Annotated in this window: 16 protein-coding genes; 8 read left to right on the top strand and 8 right to left on the bottom strand. The window is 36.4% G+C overall.

The window, feature by feature from the left end; translation table 11 throughout:
* Positions 1-169 precede the first annotated feature (169 nt).
* The 4 genes from FLUTA_RS07475 to FLUTA_RS07460 form a co-directional block, all read right to left on the bottom strand.
* On the bottom strand, positions 170-1,939 hold the full coding sequence (locus FLUTA_RS07475) for an MFS transporter (protein ID WP_013686255.1): 1,770 nt from the start codon (positions 1,937-1,939) through the stop codon (positions 170-172).
* Between the two features lie 322 nt (positions 1,940-2,261).
* Entirely contained in the window at positions 2,262-2,918 is a 657-nt protein-coding gene (locus tag FLUTA_RS07470) for an SCO family protein (RefSeq protein ID WP_013686254.1), read from the bottom strand.
* Between the two features lie 44 nt (positions 2,919-2,962).
* The gene (locus tag FLUTA_RS07465) at positions 2,963-5,377 is read right to left on the bottom strand and encodes a TonB-dependent receptor (protein ID WP_013686253.1); all 2,415 of its coding nucleotides are present in this window, start codon (positions 5,375-5,377) and stop codon (positions 2,963-2,965) included.
* A gap of 72 nt (positions 5,378-5,449) precedes the next feature.
* Positions 5,450-7,618, bottom strand: a complete 2,169-nt coding sequence (locus FLUTA_RS07460; RefSeq protein ID WP_013686252.1) for a PKD domain-containing protein — start codon at positions 7,616-7,618, stop codon at positions 5,450-5,452.
* Positions 7,619-7,975: 357 nt separating this feature from the next.
* Between FLUTA_RS07460 and FLUTA_RS07455 the strand changes: the two genes are divergently transcribed.
* Genes FLUTA_RS07455 through rsmI form a run of 4 tightly spaced genes read left to right on the top strand, consistent with a single transcriptional unit; the run spans position 7,976 to position 11,563 of the window.
* Positions 7,976-9,019 (top strand): M42 family metallopeptidase, encoded by a 1,044-nt coding sequence (locus FLUTA_RS07455; RefSeq protein ID WP_013686251.1) that lies wholly within the window; start codon positions 7,976-7,978, stop codon positions 9,017-9,019.
* 17 nt (positions 9,020-9,036) lie between these two features.
* Entirely contained in the window at positions 9,037-10,068 is a 1,032-nt protein-coding gene (locus FLUTA_RS07450; protein WP_013686250.1) for an endonuclease/exonuclease/phosphatase family protein, read from the top strand.
* 51 nt (positions 10,069-10,119) lie between these two features.
* Complete coding sequence (locus FLUTA_RS07445) at positions 10,120-10,872, top strand: RDD family protein (RefSeq protein WP_013686249.1); 753 nt, start codon at positions 10,120-10,122, stop codon at positions 10,870-10,872.
* A 16-nt stretch (positions 10,873-10,888) separates the two neighbouring features.
* Positions 10,889-11,563: a 16S rRNA (cytidine(1402)-2'-O)-methyltransferase gene (gene rsmI, locus FLUTA_RS07440; protein WP_013686248.1), complete on the top strand. Its 675-nt coding sequence runs from the start codon at positions 10,889-10,891 to the stop codon at positions 11,561-11,563.
* Between the two features lie 78 nt (positions 11,564-11,641).
* Here the strand turns inward: rsmI and FLUTA_RS07435 are convergent, their stop codons facing one another.
* The gene (locus tag FLUTA_RS07435; protein WP_013686247.1) at positions 11,642-12,463 is read right to left on the bottom strand and encodes a universal stress protein; all 822 of its coding nucleotides are present in this window, start codon (positions 12,461-12,463) and stop codon (positions 11,642-11,644) included.
* Between the two features lie 95 nt (positions 12,464-12,558).
* Between FLUTA_RS07435 and FLUTA_RS07430 the strand changes: the two genes are divergently transcribed.
* Together FLUTA_RS07430 and FLUTA_RS07425 are read left to right on the top strand one after the other, a co-directional pair.
* Entirely contained in the window at positions 12,559-13,602 is a 1,044-nt protein-coding gene (locus FLUTA_RS07430; protein WP_013686246.1) for a quinone oxidoreductase family protein, read from the top strand.
* Positions 13,586-14,080: a copper resistance protein NlpE N-terminal domain-containing protein gene (locus tag FLUTA_RS07425; RefSeq protein ID WP_013686245.1), complete on the top strand. Its 495-nt coding sequence runs from the start codon at positions 13,586-13,588 to the stop codon at positions 14,078-14,080. Before FLUTA_RS07430 ends, FLUTA_RS07425 begins: the two co-directional genes overlap by 17 nt.
* A gap of 52 nt (positions 14,081-14,132) precedes the next feature.
* Here FLUTA_RS07425 and aspS read toward each other — a convergent pair whose 3' ends face one another.
* Entirely contained in the window at positions 14,133-15,890 is a 1,758-nt protein-coding gene (gene aspS, locus FLUTA_RS07420; RefSeq protein WP_013686244.1) for an aspartate--tRNA ligase, read from the bottom strand.
* 214 nt (positions 15,891-16,104) lie between these two features.
* Between aspS and FLUTA_RS07415 the strand changes: the two genes are divergently transcribed.
* Positions 16,105-16,896, top strand: a complete 792-nt coding sequence (locus tag FLUTA_RS07415; protein WP_013686243.1) for an outer membrane beta-barrel protein — start codon at positions 16,105-16,107, stop codon at positions 16,894-16,896.
* A 117-nt stretch (positions 16,897-17,013) separates the two neighbouring features.
* Positions 17,014-18,912: a tetratricopeptide repeat-containing sensor histidine kinase gene (locus FLUTA_RS07410; RefSeq protein ID WP_013686242.1), complete on the top strand. Its 1,899-nt coding sequence runs from the start codon at positions 17,014-17,016 to the stop codon at positions 18,910-18,912.
* 183 nt (positions 18,913-19,095) lie between these two features.
* On the opposite strand, the gene ppk1 is transcribed toward FLUTA_RS07410, so the two are convergent.
* On the bottom strand, positions 19,096-21,168 hold the full coding sequence (ppk1, locus tag FLUTA_RS07405; RefSeq protein ID WP_013686241.1) for a polyphosphate kinase 1: 2,073 nt from the start codon (positions 21,166-21,168) through the stop codon (positions 19,096-19,098).
* Between the two features lie 174 nt (positions 21,169-21,342).
* On the bottom strand, positions 21,343-23,061 hold the full coding sequence (locus FLUTA_RS07400; RefSeq protein ID WP_013686240.1) for an ABC transporter substrate-binding protein: 1,719 nt from the start codon (positions 23,059-23,061) through the stop codon (positions 21,343-21,345).
* Between the last annotated feature and the right edge of the window lie 24 nt (positions 23,062-23,085).

The following is a 23,085-nucleotide window of genomic DNA, read 5'->3' as shown; positions in this document are numbered from 1 at the left end:
TTTCAAACGATACAAATTTAATAGCTAGAACAACCCGAATAACCCTTTCAGCTTATTTAGATTCAATTTAGATTATTATTAGGAATTCAATGTTTATGGGTCTTAAGCAGGAAAAGACGACTCAATCGGTCGTCTTTTCAAAATAAAGGGATTTAAATTGTTGCTTTTTTTAGTGTGAAGAAGAAGATTCGTCTAGGGAAATACCTTGTTTTTTGAGCAACTTATTGACGAATATTGCAAAGAAAGTGATGTATGCAAAACAAACGGCACCAACAATAAAAGAAGGCTGAATTCCGATGATATCGGATAATTTTCCTTGAATGGGAGGAATTAATCCCCCTCCTAAGATCATCATGACTAAAAATCCAGAACCTTGAGCTTGATGTTTCCCTAATCCTGCTAGAGAAAGAGAGAAAATACACGACCACATGGTAGAACAGAAAAGCCCAGCACTTAAGAAGGAATAGATGGAAACAATTCCAGTTGTACTTAAACCGATAAGAATACAGATGAATCCGAGACTTCCGAAAAGTGCAAGTGAACGAGCAGGTTTGTCTTGAGTTAAATAGGAAGCTGCGATTTGAATCAAGACACAGATAAAGTACCAATAAAGCGCCTTCACTTCATATCCTGAAACAATAGAAACCGTTAAACTTACTCCTAAAGCGATAAGTGGAACGATAAATTTCAGAATCAATTTGGTTTGTTGAGACAAGTTGAAGGCATTGATTGAGCCAGACCAACGACCAATCATTAAACTTCCCCAATACATGGCAATAAATGGAGTGGTTTCAGAGGATTCGTATCCTCCAAAGGCAGGTTGTTTTAATAATTCACTTAGGTTACTTCCAACAGCAACCTCAACACCGACATAAACGAAAATTGCCAACATTCCCAAACTTAGCTGTGGATATTTCAATGCTCCCCAGCCACTTTCATTCTTTTTTGCAGATCGGTTAGCAAATAAAATACCGCCAAGTACACAAAGTAGTCCTGCTGAGAGCCAAACCATTCTATATTTCTCAAGGGGTTCTTGAATTTTTTTGATTCCTACCTCAATTTCCTTTTTCGTTTCAATTTGAGATGCTGTCAAATTTTTGATTGGTTTGTTGTCTTCGCCAATCGTCAATTGTTCCAAATCACCTTTTAATTCCGTTAATTGTTTTGCTTCATCAGAACGATAGCTACTAAATACGGGTGAAAAACAGGCAATTAGTAAACCAGTCATGACTAACATGGTAATCATTCCTTTCTTTGCTTTTTCGGAGGTTTCATCAATTGCTTGTTCTAATTTTCCACTAGGTAACTTTTTAGAAAAAGCAAATAATGCTGCAATTCCAAGAAATAAACAGCCAACGCAGGCGTACAATACAACTACTTTGCTTAATCCGAGAGCCTGAATTTCTTCATCACGTATTGCAGCGGTGGTGCTGAAAAGTGCGATTGAAACGATAATTGGCCCTATGTTGGTCCCTAAACTGTTGATTGCTCCTCCCAAATTAATTCGGTTGCTTCCTGTTTTTTCGTCTCCCAATGAGATCATGAATGGATTAGCCGAAGTTTGTTGCAGTGAAAAGCCCAATGCGACAATGAATAAACCAAATAACATAGCTGCAAAGACATTCAGGTACACAGAGATGATCATCATCGCAGCACCTAAAGCAGAGAAAAGTAATCCTTGAACAATACTTTTTTTATAGCCCCATGTGGAAACCAAATCTCTTCCGGTAACTGTACTGAAAACAAATAAACCAAGTGCTCCCAAATAATAAGCTCCGTAGAACGCAAAATCGATGAGTTGACTTTGAAATTGGTCTAGATTGAAATAGTGCTTACAAAATGGAATGAAAATATTGTTCCCAGCGGCTATGAATCCCCAAAAGAAGAAAACAGTGGTCAATGTGGAAAGTGCTCCGTAGTTTGTTTTTGTAGTTTGCATGGAATTGCTTTTTCGATATCTGTGACCGAAAATAAGCAGAATTCCGAAACGAATACTTGAAATTCTAAAGTTCCACCTTTGAAGTGGTGATTAATCACAATTAACACCCACTAGTATTTTTTACCGCAAATGCACAAATTATTGGCTCGGCTAATGCTTACGCTGAAGCTTCAGCATAGGCGCACCGCACTCGCTTTTGAAACGAATAAGTATAAATTTATTAATGCTTATGGATATGGAGGCGACTGGTAAGCGCCTCAAACATTTGCGCATTTGTGGTAAAATATGGGTTTTTGCGTCATTAATGTTTGTGAGGATTTGACTATTTTTCTTCCAAAAGCTTCCCGATATCCCCAATCAGTTTATCCACTTCTTTGGAACTTGTTCCATCGTAATATCCGCGAATTTGTTTCTTGGTATCCACTAAGACAAAATAGTTGGTGTGAATGAAATCGGAGCCTACATCACCCTGATTAGCTGCTTCAGCTGGTTTCAGAACAAAGAAGCTTCTGCGTGCGAGTTTATATAAGTCTTTTTTGTCTCCAGTCAGAAAATGCCATTGTTTGGGATCTGCTCCGTGTCCATCTGCATAGATTTTCATTTGTGCCACAGAATCTGTTTCTGGATCAACTGTAAAACTAAGAATTTTGAATTGTTCGTTTCTTTGATATGCTTTTTGAACCCGCATCATTTCTTGATTCATTCTTGGACAGATTGTTCCACAAGTCGTAAAGAAATATTCGGCAACATAGATTTTTCCTTTCAAATCTTTTGATCCGTAAGACTTACCTGTTTGATCTGTAAATGAAAATTCCTGAATGGTATGTCCATACCCTTTGCGAGCCAAATCCTTTTCAACCATTTCTGATTCCACATCTACAGGATTGTAGATTTTCAAGGGTTTCTCACTGGGCTGATTCAAAAAATAAGCAACCGTAATTCCAACAATAAAAATGAGGGCAACAATTAAAACACGCATCTTGTTTTTTTACAAAAATACTGCCTAATTGCTTTCAACAAACATTAATCTCCTCCTAATTTCAAGGTATATTGAAGCATGACCGTTCTTGGCTGTTCAATTTTCAACGGTCTCAAAGAATATGTTTTGTTCAAAATATTGCTTCCAATGATTGCAAAACGATGTTTGTCTTTCAACAGATAGGAAATACGTGCATCAAAGATCCAGTTACCATGACGGTTGGAATTGTAATAATCCATGTATCTAAGATCTTGAAGTTCATCAATATCTTGAGTCAATTTTTCGAAATCTTTAATAATCGCATCCATGTTCACTATTTTGGAATAGTACTTTGCACTAAATCCTATAGAAAGTTTTTTCGCAAATGTATATTCCATATCCACTTTTACATTATGTAAAAAACGGTATTTTAAAATTCTCGAAGTTGTATCTAAAGATGTTGTATTATAAGTGAATTTACGATTTAATGAATCTGTAGCATACAAATAGTCGGGAGTTAGAGTTGTAGGAACAATATACGTATATCCTGCAAGGAAGGTAAGGTCTCCTTTTTTTCCTACTGCAATTGTCCCTGCTAAAGATGCATCAATACCTTTTACTCTTGATTTACCAGTATTTAAAAACATAAATCCGGCAGATGATGAAAGCGGATTTCCTCCTCCGATTGGTTGCCAAATTCCAAACATGTATTCAATCGTGTTTTCGTATTCTTGCCAAAAACCTGCAACATCTACAAAACTCATTACTGGACCAATTTTAAATCCTTGTTTGATCCCAAATTCAGCATTCCAACTTGTTTCTGCTTTTATTTCTGGATTTGGAAAAACTCCGAAATTACCAACTCCTGTTTTAATATATCTTTCAGTAATAGTTGGAAAACGATAACCTTGGCCATAAGATGCTCTTAAAAAAGTGGCCTTATGAATTTTAAAGTTGGATCCTGCTCTAAAAATCGGCTTTAATGCAGTAATAGAATCATTTAATTGGAAATATTCCAAGCGCCCACCGACTGACAATGTTAATCGATTCCAGAATTTTTTCTCTGCTTGAGCATAAGCTGATATATTAACTAATTTATTTGTAGCGTCGTTTCCTGATGCCCTATATATTTGTGCATAGGAATAAGTGTTTTGTGCAGTTATTCCTCCAATAAACTCAACCTTTGAAATTTGTTTAATAATTGTTTTGTATTGATAGTCTGCGTAAAGTACTGTTGCTTGATTATCTTGGTCAGCCGTGATATCATTTGCTGTTCTAAACATTCTTGTTCGAAGGCTATGCTTAGAACCATTTTTTGTAGAATATAAAATATATGGATCAATATTAAATATGAGTTGTTTTTGAAGGAAGACAGCTCCAGGATACGCAGAGAAAATACCACTAGTGTCGTCTAACCAAGCAAATACCATATTAGATTCAGAAACCATGAAATTCCCATTTATACCATAAACTAATCCTTTTATTTTCGGTGCTCTTCTAGATAGATTAAAATTTATGCGTGCTCGTTTACTAACCATTTGACGGTTGGTGAAATTGGTTATTGTATCTGCAAATACCATTGAATCTCTTACCACTGGTGGTCCCATATAACCATGATCGTAGTTAAAGTTTCCTCCTAGAACAATATCCCATTGTTTGTGTTTACGAGAATGCAAAAATGTTGCACCTGCGATTAGTGGAGTGTCATCATACCATTTGGATCCTTGCATTGAAGGGGTACTATATAATCCGGAATACAAAATCACTTTGGTTAAGGGTTTTGCGGTTGGATATGCTGTGCGAATATTAATGGAGCCAGATAAAGCAGAGCTTCCGCTTAAAACAGAAGCAGCACCTTTAATCACTTCAACCTGACTGATATTTTCTACTGGAATAAATCCCCACTCTGGTCTTCCAGCATCACCAGAGAGCATGGGCATGTCGTCTACTAAAACCGCAACTTTAGAGCCTACCCCAAAGGTAAATCCACTCCCTCCACGAATTTGAGGTTCTCCATCCAAAATGTTTAGTCCAGGAGTTTGATCCAATGCAGTTTCTATGCTACGCGTGTTTTTGCTTTCAATTAAACGGGGCTTTAAGATTTCCATAGAAACTGTTTGGTCCTCTAATGGTTTGTCAAACTTTCCTACTTTTACTTCCACAACATCCAATATGGTAGAAATTTCTTCCATAGGAATGTCCAATTCAATTATTCCATTTTCAGTGACATTGATTTGAATGGTGTCTGTATTCATCCCATCCATTCTACAAATCAAATTGTAAACCCCCACAGGAAGCTCTAATACGAATTTCCCATTTTCATCTGAACTTGCTCCATAAAGTTGAGTAGTCTTAACAAAGACTGTAGCTCCTACAACAGCTTCGCCTTGAAGGTCGCGAACCTTGCCAGTAATTCGTCCAGTTTGAGAAAAAATAAACGTAGATGTTGTAAGTAATAGGATGGAAAGCAAGTACTTCATAAATGTAGCTTTAAAAAAGTGCAACCACCATTTCGTTAAAAATGGTGGTTGCACGACAAAGGTATGAAATTATTAGTTCTTAACGATGCGAATTGTTTGAAGAGCTTGTTCTTGAGTCAATTGAAGAACGTAGATTCCATTTTCGAAAGAAGAAAGATCAATAGTATTCGCTGTATTTGAAACAACTCCGTCAAGAACAACCTGTCCTGAAACAGAAACAACTTTGAAAGAAGTATTTCCAGTAACATTGGATAAAGTTAGTTTCCCATCAGTTGGGTTTGGATAAACAGAAATTGTAGCAATTTGGTTATCCTCAACTGCTAAACATGCATCAACCACGATCGTGTTTGTAGCAGTGTTTGAGCAGGTAGTTGTTGCATCTGTGTACAAGTATGTAATTGTTTTAGTACCTAATCCAGCTGTTGCAGGGTTAAATGAACCTGCGCTTACACCTGTTCCAGAATAAGTTCCTCCTGCTGGAGCACCTCCTGTTAAAGTAAAAGAAGGATTGTATTCACAGATTTGTTGGAATGTTCCTAAAGTTACATTCGGCAATGCATTGATAATTACTGTAAAGTCCTCTGTAGATGCAAGACATGATCCAACAGCAGCAATCGTATTTGTTACAATATATGATCCAGCTACACTTGCCGATAAATCAATTGCTCCAGAATTTGAGTTAATAGACATTCCAGCCAAATTTGACGAGAAAACACCACCACTTGCACCAGCACCAAATACTGGATTTGGATTGGTTCCGTTGATACAATAAGCACCTTGAGCATATGTGAATGTAGCATCTGGATTAGCGGTTAAAGTAACATTCACAGTTGAACTAGAAGGACAAGAACCAGAGCCAGGAACAGAGTATGTAATTGTATACGTTCCAGGTGTGCTGTTTGCAACATCAATAACTCCAGTGGTAGCACTTACAAAAACCAATCCTGCAGTAGAAGAGAAAGTTCCAGCTTCAGCCGTTGTTGGGGTTTGATTTCCATCAGTAATACAAATAGTATTTGAAGGATAGTTGAATGCTGAATTTGCGGCGGCATTGATCGTAATAGAAGTTGTTTTGGTATCTGGACAAGCACCTGAAGTAGTATTTGTTACAGTGTATGTTCCAGCAGTACTTGCTGCTAAGTTGATAATACCTGTTGTAGCATTGATAGATAATCCTGCAGTTGAAGAAAAAGTTCCTGCATCAACAACTGTTGGTGTTGGGTTAGCCGCGTTTGAACAATAAGTGGGCTGAGCATAACTGAAAGTTGCATCTTGTGGATTATTAACAGTTATTGTTACTGGTGTTGAATTTGTTGAACCCCATTGATTAGTTACAGTCAGTACGGCAGTATAAGTTCCTGGATTTGTATATTGATGTACTGGGTTTTGTGTTGTTGAAGCAGGTGATCCATCACCAAAATTCCATGAATATCCTGTCGGGTAGTTTGTTGAAGTACTTGTAAAAGTAACATTTCCCCCTGGACAAATAGATGTTGTTGTAGAAGTAAAGGATGCTTTTGGAACGTAAACTAATTCCATATCGTCCATTAATAATGAATCTTTGTCAGATCCTCCTCCTGGAGTTTTATTTGTAGTAAAAGTCACAATGATAAACGCTGAATTAGCTACGTTGCCAACGTAATTAAATGGAATTGAAACTCGTCTCCATCCACCATTTGTATAGTTGATGTTTTTAATTGCAGTAGCAATTGTATTAGCGTTCCCAACATCATTAGGGTCTTTAAAAGCTACATTGGTATGGATAACCGCACTAACTCTTGCTGAGTCATTTTGAGTTGTATTAGTCGGCTTGAATTTTAACCAAACAACCAATGAATCTGGTGTGTCGGTAAAGTTTTCACTAAAATTCGCATCGGATGTAACTGTGTGATTATGATTAGATAGATCGGTCACAGTTGAACTTCCCATATTTATTCTTCCACAAGTCATATTACCATTTGCAATAATGCTTGCAATTGGGTTTTTAGACCAAATTCTTGCCGAATATGTACCTGTTGATCCTGGTCTTTTTTGAGGAGATCTTCCTAAAGTCGTACTACCATAAAACAAAATGAGAGCACCATCTCCAGAAGCTGTTTTAAAACTGTTCCAGTTAGTTGGTTCTTCTGTACTTGAACCAACATTTTGCCATGCTTCAAAATTGCTATTTCCAATCTGTGTTTGGGCAGATGCTTGAAGGGTAAGTGTTAGTAAAGATAAACTAAGTAAAATTTTTCTCATAGTTTGTAAATTTTAAGATTCTTATGAATCAAGGTTTAATCAGCAAATTTACACGTTTTTTAATTACAGAGATGAAATTATAAGACTTATAAAGCTCGTATAAACGTTAAAAACCGTCTAAATGCTACTGATAATGAGCTTTTTAACTAAACATGAAGAGGGGGTGTTTTTTTAAAATGAGTGTTTCGTTGCCTATTTACCTGATTTCAACTACCAAGCGTACATAGCATTTAGAAGCCTTTAGTGTGATTTTTCACGACTATCTCTTTTTGTTAACGCAATTTTAGTTATTCTTTAAAGTGTTTATTTCTCTCATCCACATAGATTTCTATTACTTTTGAGACCAAATTAATGAACATGAATAAAAAGCTCTTAGCAGAAATATGTAAAACGCCTGGTGCTCCTGGACATGAGGATAGAGTTCGAAAATTGGTTTTACGGGAAATTGAATCACTGTGTGATGAGGTAGAGGTGGATAACATGGGAAATGTGTATGCAATTCGTAAAGGAAAATCGAACAAAAGTGTCATGGTTGGAGCCCACATGGATGAAATTGGTTTCATGGTCACTTATATTGATGACAAAGGGTTTATCCGTTTCACTACTTTGGGTGGATTTGATCCGAAAACATTGACTGCTCAGCGCGTAATTATTCATGGAAAAGAAGATGTAATCGGAGTAATGGCTTCAAAACCCATTCACGTCATGACACAAGATGAGCGAAATAAAGTCGCAAAACTCTCAGATTATTTTGTAGATACGGGCTTACCTGCTGAAAAAGTGAAAGAATTGGTTTCTATTGGAGATGTGATTACTCGAGAGAGGGAATTTATCGAGATGGGAGATTGTTTCAATTCGAAATCATTGGATAATCGATTGGCAGTTTTCATCGCTATTGAGGTGTTGAAATTGTTGAAAGGAAAAGAACTTCCCAATGACGTGTACATGGTTTTCACCGTACAAGAAGAAGTTGGAATCCGTGGTGCAAACGTGGCTAGTTTGAATATCAAGCCATTCTTCGGATTTGGATTGGATACAACGATTGCTTTTGATTTACCGGGAGCTGCTGCTCATGAACAAATCACCAAATTGGGTGAAGGAACTGCCATTAAGATTATGGATGCTTCTACGATTTGTGATCCGAGAATGGTGCGTTATATGAAAGAAGTTGCTGATAGAAATAAAATCAAATGGCAACCTGAAATTTTAACTGCTGGTGGAACAGATACGGCTGGAATTCAGCGAATGTCGCCAGGGGGATCAATCGCTGGTGCGGTTTCTATCCCAACCCGACATTTACATCAAGTGATTGAAATGGCGCACAAAGACGATATTCAGGCAAGTATTGATTTACTGGCTTCATGTTTGTTAGAGCTGAATCAATTTAATTTAGAATATTAAAAAACGAGACTTTTCGTATGAAAAAATATACTTTGTTCTTCCTCCTGATTTCTGTTTGTTCAGTTAACGGATTTGCCCAAAAGAACCCGAAAAAAGGAGCGCTTCAGTCGTTTCATCAACGAGCAATCGTTTCGTATAATGTGGAGAATTTGTTTGACACTATTGATGACAAAGGTGTTATTGATGAAGAGTTTTTACCAGACGGGAAACTAAAATGGAATTCTCAAAGATATCAGCTGAAGTTAGATCATTTGGTGGAAGCAATTACGATGAATTTGACGGAGAATCCAGTGATTATCGGATTGGTTGAAATCGAAAATGCTGGAGTCATTAAAGATTTGAAAAATACGGGTCGTTTGGCAAAAACCAAGTATGAAATTGCGCACAAAGATTCCCCAGATGCGCGTGGAATTGATTGTGGCTTGTTGTATGACAAAGAACGATTCAAATTGATCAAGATGGAAACGTTGACGGTTTCTATTGATTCTATTTCCGATTTTAAAACCCGCGATATTTTAGTTGTGAAAGGCGAATTGCAAGGCGGAAAAATTATTTATTTATTTGTCAACCACTGGCCATCTCGCAGAGGAGGAGAAGGGTCTGAAATTCGTAGAATTCAAGCAGCGAAAGTAGCTCGTGCAAAAGTGGATGAAATTTTGAAAGCTGACCCTAAGGCAAACATCATTCTAATGGGAGATTTTAATGATCATCCGAATAATATCTCGATTCAAGATGTGTTAAAAGCAAAAGATGTTTCTGACTCTTCGGCTGATTTGTTGGATTTGTTTGCAGATGACCATAAAGCGGGTAAAGGAACTCACAATTATAAAAATGAATGGGGCGTTTTGGACCATTTTATTGTTTCTAGAGCCATTTATAGTGGAAGTAATGGGGTTGCATTGTTTCCGAATGATGGAATTATCGTCTATGAAGAAAAATTGTTATTCACCCAAAAAGATGGTAGTAAAAAACCGTCAACAACTTATGGTGGACCCAATTATTATGGAGGATATTCCGATCATTTACCCATTCAATTGATATTAAAGTAAGGTAGATTTGTTCTTTATTTGTATTTTTCGATTCTACATCATCAATCGGATATGAAAACAGTATCATTTACAACGTCGCAATTTGTTACCATCGAATATGAATTGGCAAGTCCAGTTTATCGGGCAGTTGCGTCCTTTTTAGATGTTATTTTTCTGTGTATTTATTTCATGATTGCGGGCTATTTTATTAATATGAATCTGTTTGATTTAGATTCTAATAGTATGCAAAATCGGTTGTCAGTAATGACTATTTTCTTGGTGCGTTTGCCTTGGTTTTTGTATTCGCCTATTATTGAGTATTTGACCAATGGCCGCTCTCTTGGAAAACTAATCATGGGAATTCGAGTGGTGAAAAGCAGTGGAGAAACAGCAGGTTTTAGAGAATATTTCACTCGTTGGATCTTTAGAGTAGTAGATATTTGGGTGGGTGGATTTGGATTCTTGGCACTATTGGTTTCAGGTACTACTGAGAAAAGACAGCGGATTGGTGATATCATGGCTGATACGGTTGTTATCAAAGTAAAAGACACCCAAATGTATGGTTTGAAAGATGTTTTGTCTATTAAAAACTCCGACAATCATGTGCCCACTTATCCCAATGCTATTCGTTTTACGGACGAAGATATGTTGTTAATTAAGAATACTATTTTAAGAGTACAACGGTTTCCAAATCAGGTGAATAAGGATTTTGCCATTGAGTTGGCTCATGAAACTGCACATTTAATGGGATTGCCAGAAACACCACCAAAGAAAATGGAGTTTTTGAAAACAGTATTGCAAGATTACGTGGTATTAACGCGCTAAAATCAAAAGAAATAGAATGGGTGTTTTATATGTAGTTCCAACTCCAGTTGGGAATCTAGAAGATATTACTTTACGAGCAATTCGTTTGCTTAAAGAAGCAGAACTCATTTATTCGGAAGATACTCGGGTGACGAAGAAATTACTCAATCACCTTGAAATTACTGGCAAGCAAATTATTCCTTTTCACGCGCATAATGAGCACAAACAATTAGAACGTTCTGTGCAAACCGTGAAAGAAAATGAATGTACGGTTTTGGTTTCAGATGCTGGAACTCCCGCAATTTCTGATCCTGGATTTCTATTAGTTAGAGCATGTGTGGAAGCTGGTTTGGACGTAACTTGTTTACCTGGTCCAACTGCATTTGTTCCCGCTTTGGTAGGAAGTGGATTTCCATGTGATCGATTTGTCTACGAAGGATTTTTGCCACATAAAAAAGGCCGACAAACCAAATGGCTTTCTTACAAAGAAGAAGAACGAACCATTGTTCTTTACGAATCTCCACATCGAATCATCAAAGCTTTGGAAGAGTGTGTCAATTTCTTAGGTGCAGAAAGGGAAGTGTGTGTTGCACGAGAAATCAGTAAGTTTTACGAGCAATATGTGAGAGGGAAAGCCGAAGATGTCTTAAAGCACTTTCAAACTACTCCACCAAAAGGAGAAATCGTATTGCTGATAAAAGGAAACGGATAAGCTTTTGCAAACCTATCCGCTCCTATAATTTATAAGATATTAAGTCCTAAAATCTTAATATCCTGATGTCTTAATATCTTATTGTGTAATAAACCCAAACTGGGATCCCGTAGAAGTGTCTTCTCCATCCAAAGTCATTACTGGAATAGACAATTCGTTTTCGGATAAACTTTGAACCAGATTCGTGGAAAACAATGAGAACCCATCCTGATAACAAGTTGCTGCCAATAAATCTGCCTTGATTTCTTTGCAATAACCGATTAAGTTTTTCTCAAAATTGGTATTTTCCAACAAATGAATATTTGCTTCTAATCCATGGTCTTTCAAGTAACCATTGGCCACTTTTAAGTTTACTTCAATTTTTTGCATTAATCCTTCATCCGAATATTTTTGACCGACCAAGTACATTTTTGAGTTGAATGTTTTAGCAACTCGTGATGCGTATTTTACTACTTGAACACTTTCACGAGACAAGTCTACGGTCATTACAATCGTTTTGATTTTATGGAACGAAGTGTCTTGCTGTGTTAAAACAATTGGAACATTACTATTTGAAACAACGGATAAAGCTGGACTCCCGAAGATTTTTTGCCAAATAGAGGTGTTATGCGTTCCCATGATAATGAGTTGCACTCCCAATGAATCTGCAATAATTCCAATATCGCGTAAAACCTTACCAATAACTACACGCGTTGAAATAGTAACTTCCGAATTTTCATATTTCTTCGCTAAATCGTTCATGTTTCTTTCTGCAACGATTCGTTCCTTTGCATGAGAAATGATATGTAGTAAGATAATCTCACCTTTGTTATATTTCGCAGCATCTAATGCGAAAACTAATGCATTTTCAGTAACCGGAGTGAAATCGATTGGTACAAGATAGTGGAACTTAATTGCCATTTTTTCAGTTTTATGTTTGATTAAAAGTACAAATTTTTACTTATGAACGAGGTAAACGGAGATAATCCCCCGAACTTTTTAAGTTAAATTTGCAGATGAAACAATCCCAAGCATTTCAGTTAGTAAAAAAAGGTTCAGCCAACAACGCTTTTGCATTAAATAATGTCACTTTGCCAGAACTAAAGGGCAAACAAGTTTTGATTAAAGTAGAAGCTTTTGGACTCAACTATGCAGATGTTATGGCTCGCTTAGGTTTGTACCGAGAAGCTCCGCCGATGCCTTGTGTCATTGGATATGAAGTGGTAGGAATTGTTTCAGAAATCGGAAATGACGTAGATCCAGATTTATTGGGAAAACGAGTGGTTGGATTTTGCAGATTTGGAGGATATGCCAAAGATGTAATTACGGAAGAATATGCTGTTTCTGTTATTGATTCGATGGATACGGGTATTGCGTTGTCGCTTGCAACACAATTTGTGACCGCTTACTACATGGTTAATTATTCTGCCAATGTACAATCTGATGAGCGTGTTTTAATTCATGCAGCAGCAGGTGGCGTTGGAACCGCGTTGATTCAATTGTGCAAACATAAAGGAGCTCATGTCATTGCGAAAGTGAGTTCGAAGGAGAAAGAGCAGCTGGTTCTTCGCTTGGGAGCAGATGAGGTAATTAATTACAAAGAAAGTGATTACGCAACGCAAATTTCTGCGCGATTAAAAACCGAACGATTGGATGTTAGTTTTAATCCTGTTGCAGGGACAACCTTTAAAAAAGATTGGTCTTTGTTAGGTACAGGAGGAAGGATGGTGTTATTTGGCGGTTCTGAATTATCAAATGGTAAGTGGGGAATCCTTTCAACGCTTAATTTTGTTAGAAAGATGGGTTTTGTTGTACCAATTGGATTAATGATGCGTTCTAAATCCATTATTGGAATCAATATGCTCAAAGTAGCAGACTTTAAACCAAGTGTGATTACTAAGTGTTTAAATGAAGTGGTACAATTGGTAAAAGACGGGAAAATTCATCCAGTTGTAGGTGGTGTCTACAAGGAAGGAGAATTGGCTTTAGCTCATCAATTATTGGAAGAAGGAAAAACCGTTGGTAAATTAATTATTGAGTGGGATGAACAACCAAATTAAGTTTCTAGGGATTTTAGGAAGTGTTTTGTTTACATTGAATGGATGTATTGAACACCGTGCAGATGAGAAGTTTTCCCGATCAAGGACTAAGAATAATCCAGAAGAAGAGAAGTTTATTCAAGATGCCGATTATAAGACTTTTCATATTTACGAAGGAACAATTCCTTGTGAAGATTGTGATGAAATTGAACAACGTTTGGTCGTTAAAGGAGATACAGCGGGTATTTTCCGTCTAACAGAAACGTATAAAAATGCCACAGAAGATGGAGACGCAACAATTGTTTGCAGCGGGCAATGGAAGAAAATCAAAACAAACTCAAAAGAAATTCTGATTCTTTCGCAGGGAGGAATCAGTGATTCTGTGCGTAGAATGGAATATGAATTCCGCTCCAAAGAAATTGTTCAGTTATCACTGGATGAAAATCGTTTTTCAAATACAGCTGCGTACCGCCTGAAAATGGTTCGAAAATCGAAATGATTGATGTAAATATGTAGGCACGCGACGCATCACGTGCCTACATATTTCATATTTATAATTTTATTCCCAATTCTTTCAATTGCGCTTCATCGATCACAGAAGGTGCGTCAATCATCACATCTCTTCCGCTATTGTTTTTAGGGAATGCAATGTAATCACGAATGGAGTCTGATCCACCCATGGTTGCTACCAAACGGTCTAAACCAAATGCCAATCCACCATGTGGAGGAGCACCGTATTCAAATGCATTCAGTAAGAATCCAAATTGTTCTTGCGCTTGCTCAGGAGTAAATCCTAACAATTCAAACATACGAGATTGTAACGCACGGTCGTGAATTCGAATAGAACCACCACCCAATTCAACACCATTCATGGCTAAATCGTAAGCATTTGCTCTTACCTTTCCTGGCTCTGTATCAATCAAACTGAAATCTTCTGGTTTTGGCGATGTAAATGGATGATGCATTGCATGGTATCTTCCACTGTTTTCATCCCATTCCAATAAGGGGAAATCAAGAACCCATAAAGGTTTGAAATCATCTGGTTTGCGCAAACCAAGTTCTGTCCCCATGCGCAAACGCAATTCATTCATCTGTTTGCGTGTTTTATCTAATTCACCACTCAATACAAAAATTAAGTCACCAGCTTTTGCACCACTTGCTTCTGCCCAGGTTTTTAATGCTGCTTCGTCGTAAAATTTATCTACTGAACTTTTGAAAGTTCCATCAGCATTGCATTTTACGTAGATTAATCCTAAAGCTCCAATTTGAGGTCTTTTCACCCAATCAGTGATTTCATCCAATTGCTTGCGGGTATATTCACTTGCTCCTGGAACAGCGATTCCTATTACAGCTTCTGCATTATCAAAAATGGAGAAGCCTTTTCCTGCTGAAAGTGTTTTCAAATCTGTGAACTCCATTCCAAAGCGAATGTCTGGTTTGTCAGAACCGTATTTTTCCATCGCTTCAGCGTAAGTCATTCTTGGGAAATCTCCTTCAAAAGTGATTCCGCGAACTGTTTGAAATAAGTGTTTAATCAAACCTTCAAACATGTTCAAAATGTCTTCTTGCTCCACAAACGCCATTTCACAGTCAATTTGAGTAAACTCTGGCTGGCGATCCGCACGTAAATCTTCATCACGGAAACATTTCACGATTTGATAGTAACGGTCAAAACCAGAAACCATCAATAATTGCTTGAATGTTTGAGGAGATTGTGGCAATGCATAAAATTCTCCTTGATTCATTCTACTTGGAACCACGAAATCACGTGCACCTTCTGGAGTAGATTTGATCAGATAAGGGGTTTCTACATCTAAGAATCCTTTTGAATCTAAAAATTTACGTGTTTCCAATGCTACATGATTACGCAAACGCAATTTTTGTTGCACTGGATTTCTTCTTAAATCCAAATATCGATACTGAGCGCGCAATTCTTCACCGCCATCCGTATCATCTTCAATGGTAAACGGAGGTGTTTTTGCGGCGTTCAAAACAAGAAGCTCGGAAACTTTGATTTCAATTTCACCCGTTGGGATATTGTCATTTTTACTGCTTCTTTCAATAACAGTTCCTTTTACCTGAATCACAAATTCACGTCCCAATTTGGATGCGCGTGAGATCAGGGAATTTTCAACATCACTTGTTGAGTCATCTGTAAAATTCAACTGAGTGATACCGTATCGATCTCTTAAATCAACAAACAGCAGATTAGCACTAATTTTTCTGTTGGCCTGAACCCAACCTGCTAATGTTACTTCCTGCCCGATATGTGAGGCGCGTAATTCGCCGTTTGTATGTGATCTGTACATGTACTTGAAAATTGATTTGCAAAATTAACGAATGTATGAGAGCTTTCAGGTATCTCTAGTGATTTTTTTATTCTATATAAACATCACATAATCAGTGTTTTGTAATTTTTTTGATTTATTTTTTGATTTTCGTGTAACAAAATGAAGAATGAGAAGGTCATATGTTCGAAAAGCACGAAGTACTTCACAAAACACAACATAAAAAATAGAACAGATGAAAACAGGATTATTTATCACATTTATTTTCTTCTTATTTGGTTACTCATTCAGTCAAGAAGATCCTGATACCACCAGTATCAAAATCAATAAAGGAAAAATTTTAATAGTGCGCGGTGATGGAGAATCAGACACCATTGATGCAGCTCCAACGAAATGGCAATTAAAACACGTGGAGGCTCATTGGGCAGGAATTGAATTTGGACCAACGATGTTAATGAATAGCGGAATGGGTACTAGTTTCCCAGATGACAAACAATGGGAGAACGATCCTGGGAAATCATTCAGTTGGAATTTGAATTTTGCAGAATACAAATTCAAAATTCACAAGAATTATGTAGGAATTACAACAGGTTTGGGATTAAACTGGACCCAAATCGGATTAAAAAATAACTTGTTGTACGCAAATTCTGATTCTTTGTGGACTGTAAAGGATAGTGTGAATGATTACAAAAAGAACAAATTGAGAGCGATTTATTTAACAGTTCCATTACTGCTTGAGTTTTGTACAAATGAAAAATCAAACAAAGGATTCTATTTCGCAGCTGGTGTAATTGGTGCGGTCAGATTAGGGTCAAGTACTAAACAAGTGATTGAAGACGATAAAACAAAAATACGATCTAAAACAAAAGGTGTTTATGGCTTGAATGCCTTTAAAGTAGACGCTGCAGTAAAATTAGGATATAGAAATATTGGAGTGTTCGCAAATTACAACTTATTGCCACTTTTTGATACAGACAAAACAGTTGCAGTTTATCCACTTACATTCGGTTTAACAGTTAACATTTGACGTTTTCGTAACAGGTGTAACAAAGCAGGAGATGGGGGTTTTTTAAACCTCCTTTTCTTTTTTGCCGAAAATCGAGTATAAGTCGTTTTTTGCTAACTTTGAACGAGAACTTTCAGGATGCGGTTTATTATTTGTTTCTTATTTGTTGGTATTGCTGGTTTGCTTCATGCGCAATCTACTTGTTCGTGTGAACCGATGCAAGAATATATCACAAAACGCGACTTTGATAGTACAGTAATGCATAGCCCTATTAACTTATGGAAGTTAGCTAAAAGCTTAGACAGGGATAAAAATGCAAGATGTCAGGCCTTTTCATTTCAGTTAAAAGCTCAAGTACAAATCAAAAACGGGCAATTTGACGATGCTCAGAAGAGTTTGGAAAGGGAGAAATTTATTCTAGACAGTATTCATTGTAAAACGGCAAGTTATATTGAAAATTATCTTCGGATGGGCGAGTTGCTCATGCTTAAAGGGGATTATGAAACTTCGATTGACTCCTATAGAAAGACATTAAGAACGCTTCAGAAAGCGGGGAATAATGCCATGCTTTCTCGAGCTTACATTGGTTTAGCTGGAAATTATGGAAGATTGAAAGACAAAGATAAGATCAAGTATTACACGCATTTGGCTCATCCTTTAGTCATTACCTTATCTGATAATGAGTCCAAAATTGATTTACTCTCTCAACTTTCATCCCGCTACTACAAATTATTTCAACTAGAAAAAAACAAAGACTATCTAGATTCTGCTTTGAATATGGTGACTTTTGCAAATGCCTTAGCGCGAAAAGTAAATTATTCGGAAAGCTATTTGGAAATCTATAATTTATTGGAGGATCATGCTTATTACACGCGTAATTTTCGGCTGGCATTGAATTATTTAGACAGTGCTCTATTACAAACTGATTCAAAATTTCATTGGAAAGAACGTGGTGCAATCTATGGAGATATGTCTGATATTTATTTGGAACTGAAACGATACGATAAAGCATATCAATTTGCAGATTCAAATTTAGTTTATGCTCAAAAAACGGGCGATCCTTATGATGTTACCAATGCATTAGAATTGCTTTACAATTGTGCAAAATTGAGTGGTGAATATGAGCGAGCATTAGTTGTTTACGAGGATTTATCTAAAATGAAGGACAGTGTATTAAAGATTCAAAATGCGCGTGCTTTTAGTCAGTTGGAAGATAAATATCACCGAGTACGAAAGGAAAAATCGGATGCGGAATACGAACAAGACAAACGCTTGTTGCAACAACAACAGCAAATTGGCAACTTGAAATGGCGCTTGATTTTAGTAGGTAGTATCATTTTTGCGCTTTTGACAGCTTATGTGCTGATGGTATTTAGACAGAAAACAATCAAGCAAAAGCAAAAACGATTGGAGATTCAACACCGTTTAAATCGAGCACGAATAAATCCTGATTTTATCTACAACGCTTTGAATCAGCTTCAAAATGAAGGATTGAATCAAACAAGCGATTATAAAAAGCAAATTCAAGCGTTCTCAAAATTGTTGAAGCAAGTGTTGGATAGCACGCATGATGACTTCATGACTCTGGATCGTGAAATTGAGTTTCTGACTTTCTACTTAACTCTTCAAAGAGAGCGATCGAAAAATGCCTTTAATTTTTCCTTTGATATCGATGAGCAACTAGATCCGAGTAATATTTGTTTGCCAACTATGATTTTACAACCTTTTGTTGAAAGCACAGTTTTGGATGGTTTCTCCAATTTGAGCCGTATAGGAGAATTGACTATTCGCTTTAAATTGAAAGGATTAAACGAACTTGCAATCATTATTGATGACAATGGAAAGGGATTAAAGGCCATCGATTCCTCAAGAGCTTCGGAAATTATCAATGACCGCCTGTATTTGTTGAATAAACTCCACAAAAGTAGTTCTTCCTATTTAATCAGAGAGAAAACGGGCGGCGGAGTATCTGTAGAAATTTACATTCCGCTAATTACGAAAGCTTACGCTGAAGAGCTGAAGAAAGAAGGATTCTAGATGAAGTTCAAACAATGTTCAAAAGGTTCCAAATGTTCAAAGGAAATTTGAAATTTCAAATGGATTCAAAATAGATTTTTAATTGAACTATTGAACTATTGAACTATTGAACTATTGAACTATTGAACTATTGAACTATTGAACTATTGAACTATTGAACTATTGAACTATTGAACTATTGAACTATTGAACTATTGAACTATTTTTAGTGTCTAATTCTTCAATTAATTGATGATAATGACTTTGCAGCTCTTCCTGTGATCGAATAATGGCTTCATTTCCAACAGCTTCTTTGTAATTGTTCCGTTGTAATTTATCAATAATTCGCGCTTTTTCACGGTCGCTCCATTGAAGTGCAAAAATGAACTTTATTTTTTCTTGAAGTCTTTTGTCAAGAATGGGCGCACCAACTTCAATACGTTTGTCAAGGTTTCGCTCCATCCAATCTGCTGAACTAATGAAATATTGCGGTTTATTGTTGTTTCCAAAGACAAGATATCTGGTGTGTTCCAAAAAGCGATCAACAACACTTAGAATTTCGATGTTTTCGCTCAATCCTTTTATGCCAGGCACTAAGCAACAGATTCCACGAATCATTAATTTGATTTTCACACCGTATTGAGATGCCTCATACAATTTGTCAATGAGTTGTGAATCAACCAAATTGTTGATTTTTATATGAATGTATGCGGGTAAACCATTTTTCGCATTTTTTGTTTCATTGTTAATTAAATGCAGGTATTTTTTACGTGCATTAATAGGTGAAACAATCAGGTTTTTAAAGTGATAATGGTGAAGCGGATGTTCCATCATGTGAAATACATGAAGTACTTCTTCGGCTATTTTTTTATTGACCGTAATTAAACCTAAATCGGTATAAATTTGCGCAGATTGTTCGTTGAAATTTCCAGTTCCAACATAGGTGATTAACTGTTCTTTTTTATCCGAAATTCGTTTGATTTGAATGAGCTTGGAATGAATTTTTAAATGTTCTGGTCCATATAAAACTTTTGCTCCTTCTTCTTTCATTCGTTCAGACCAAAACAAATTGTTTTCTTCATCAAAACGTGCTTGAAGTTCTAAAACTACAGTTACTTCCTTTCCATTTCGTACCGCATTTACTAAGGCATTCATTACTTGTGAATTTTTAGCTACACGGTAAATGTTGATTTTGATGGAAGCAACTTTGGGATCAATGGCAGCTTCACGTAATAAATCAACTAAGTGATCAAAACGGTGATAGGGATAATGAAGCATAACATCTTTCTCCAAAATTACTTTGATAAGACTCGGTTGTTTGTAAAAATCCGGATGGTCAGCAGGTTTATTACGCCTATAAACAAAGGATGTGTTTCCAAAATCTGGAAATTTCATGAAGTCTTTGAAGTTGTGGTATTTTCCACCAGCTATCGTGTTTATTCCTGAAGTTAGATTCAAACTCTTAATGAGCATTTCCAATAAATCTTGTGGCATTCGATGATCATAAACCATTCGAACGGGTTCACCTTTTTTTCGCTGTTTAATGCTTTTCTCCATTTTTTCAATAAATGACATGGAAACATCATCATCGAGGTTTAATTCGGCATCACGTGTAAACTTAAATGTAAATGCCTCAATGGTATCGAAGGAGAAAATAGGGAAAATATCTGCAAGATTCAGTCGAATAATATCATCGATGAGTATCACTCCTTTTTCTTTTTCCGATTCTAAAATGTAAAATCGAGAAACTAAATTGGGAATTTCAATAAGTGCATAGCGTGCTTTCCGTTTCGAATCCCATTCCATGCGAACAGCTAAATAAATCGCCTTGTCTCTCAATCGGGGAAAAGGCATTTTTTTGTCTAAAAGTACAGGTACAATGTCGTGGATTACAGATGAAAAGAAATAATTTTTCAACTCTTTTTTTTGCAATTCAGTAACTGTATTTTCATTGAAGTGCTTGATTCCTTTCAGTTTCAGTTTATGAAGGATGGAAGCATAAGCGTGTTCAAACTTGCGTTGTTGTTTGATAACCACATTTCTTATTTCTTCATACAGTTCTTCAGCTGTTCCTTTATATCCATCTACTTTATATCCATCTACCTGAATCATTCGTTTGATGTTTGCCACCCGCACGCGGTAGAATTCATCCAAATTATTGGAATAGATACCTAAAAACCGCATACGTTCAACCAAAGGAACTTGATCATCTAAAGCTTCTTGCAACACACGGTCATTAAATGCGAGCCAACTTAATTCACGATTAAAGTATTTCATTGGAATGGGTTTAGAAGAAGTTTTGATTGTTGCTTGCATGTCTCAAAATAGGTTGCAAACATACCCAGCTTCAATTAGAACGAAGTTAAGAAATTTTTGATTTTGTGTTAAGGAATAAAAAAAGGCAATCTGCCTAAGACTGCCTTTACGTTGCAAGTAGTGAAAATTAAAAAATTATTCGGAATCCTTTTGTTCCTTAATAAAGATATTAGAAAAGTCTAAGTTTTCCAAAGAATTTGTTTTGAAATTTCGAATACGGGAATTTATCATCGTGATAAAGTCGTCATTCGTTAATGGAATTACAACAGCATCGTTTACTACTTGTTGATCACATTCCACCATGATATCAGTGCGCTTGTCTTCGTTTTGTTCTTTGTTTAATCTGCTATACAATTCATCAAACTTCGCGCTTCTATATTTGAACGGATTCATGAATTCAGAATCAAGATTGGCATACTTACCATAGAAAATACTTAAAAAACTTTCTCCATCTGGATAATCTGCAATCCACCCTGAAAGCCATAAACTAGCTTTTCCTGTTTTCACATAGCTGTTTCTCTTTTCAAAATCAACGAGTTCAACGCTTATTGAAATCCCTAAGTTCTCTTTTAATTGTTGAGCAACACCCTTTGCAAGAAGATGATTGTATGCATCTTTATTTCCACTAACATACAATACCGTAACTGGAAAATTTTTCCCATTCGGATAACCAGCGGTAGCAAGTAAAGATTGTGCTTTTGCAATGTTGTAATCTGGCCCTTTTACTCGATTTGCTGGAAAAAATTCAGTGTTAGGTATAAAACCATTGGTTACAGGATAACCTTCACCTTGCAGTGTTTGATTCACCAAATATTCTCTATTAATCGCATGATTAATTGCTTGTCTTACACGAAGGTCTTTAAAAACAGGGTTTTGTTGTGAAATCCCCATGAATGTAACAGAAAAAGACTGCTTAGAATCCACTTTGTGCTTTACAGTTTTTCCTTCTTGTGCTTCTTTTAAAGAGCCTAAAATGTTGTCTACTTCGTCTGTAGGAATTTCAAGAACTAAGTCAATTTTTCGCTCTCTGAATGCAATTAATTCGCTGCGCTTGTTTTTAGTATAACTTAATTCAATGCTTTCCAAGAAAGGAAGTTGGTTGCCGAATTGATCTTTTCCCCAATAATTTGGATTGCGCTTTAATTTGATGCCTTTACTTGAATATTCATCCAACATAAAGGGGCCAGTTCCCACAGGATGATTCTTTAAATCATCTTTGTAAAACTCATAAGCTTCTTTCGGAAAAACACCAAAACCACTATAAGTAAGTAATTTGTCGAAACCTGCAAAAGCCTCTACCAAATCAATTTGTACTTTGTATTTGCTTAAAACTTTGACACCTGAAACACCGCCTTCTTTGAATTGTTTTTTTGTAGCCTTGTTGAAAGCCGCTGCTCCAACAACTCGGTCATGCAACATAAAACTAATGTCATTTATCTTTAAACCACTGCACGATAAATCAAGGGTGAATTTGACATCTTCAGCTGTTAATTCTCTTTCAGAACCATCCAAACATTCATCCGGATGAAAATAGATTCCTTTTTTGATTTGTAAGGTATATGATTTTCCATTTGGCGACACTGTAAAATTTTCTGCAATGGAAGGAATTACTTTAGATCCAGATGCATCAAGACGTAAAATAGGGTCAAAAATTTGAGAAGTAATGCGTTGTCTGTAAAGTGTTGTTGCTTGTAATGGATTTAAGGTTTCAATTTTCTCGGAAGACATGAAACGAAACGTTCCGCCATATTTTGCACCGCCAATTGCCTTCAAGTTTTCAATATTTACTGAATCATCAGAGCACCCGACAAAGCCGAAGGAAAGTAAAGTAATAAGTGCAAAATGTTTTAGCATAGTAAGTAAGTTGCAGTGTATTTA

It is taken from the genome of Fluviicola taffensis DSM 16823 (assembly GCF_000194605.1).
Taxonomy (GTDB): domain Bacteria; phylum Bacteroidota; class Bacteroidia; order Flavobacteriales_D; family Crocinitomicaceae; genus Fluviicola; species Fluviicola taffensis.
The sequence above is the reverse complement of the archived record's forward strand: the minus strand, read 5'-3'. Positions and strand labels throughout refer to the sequence as shown.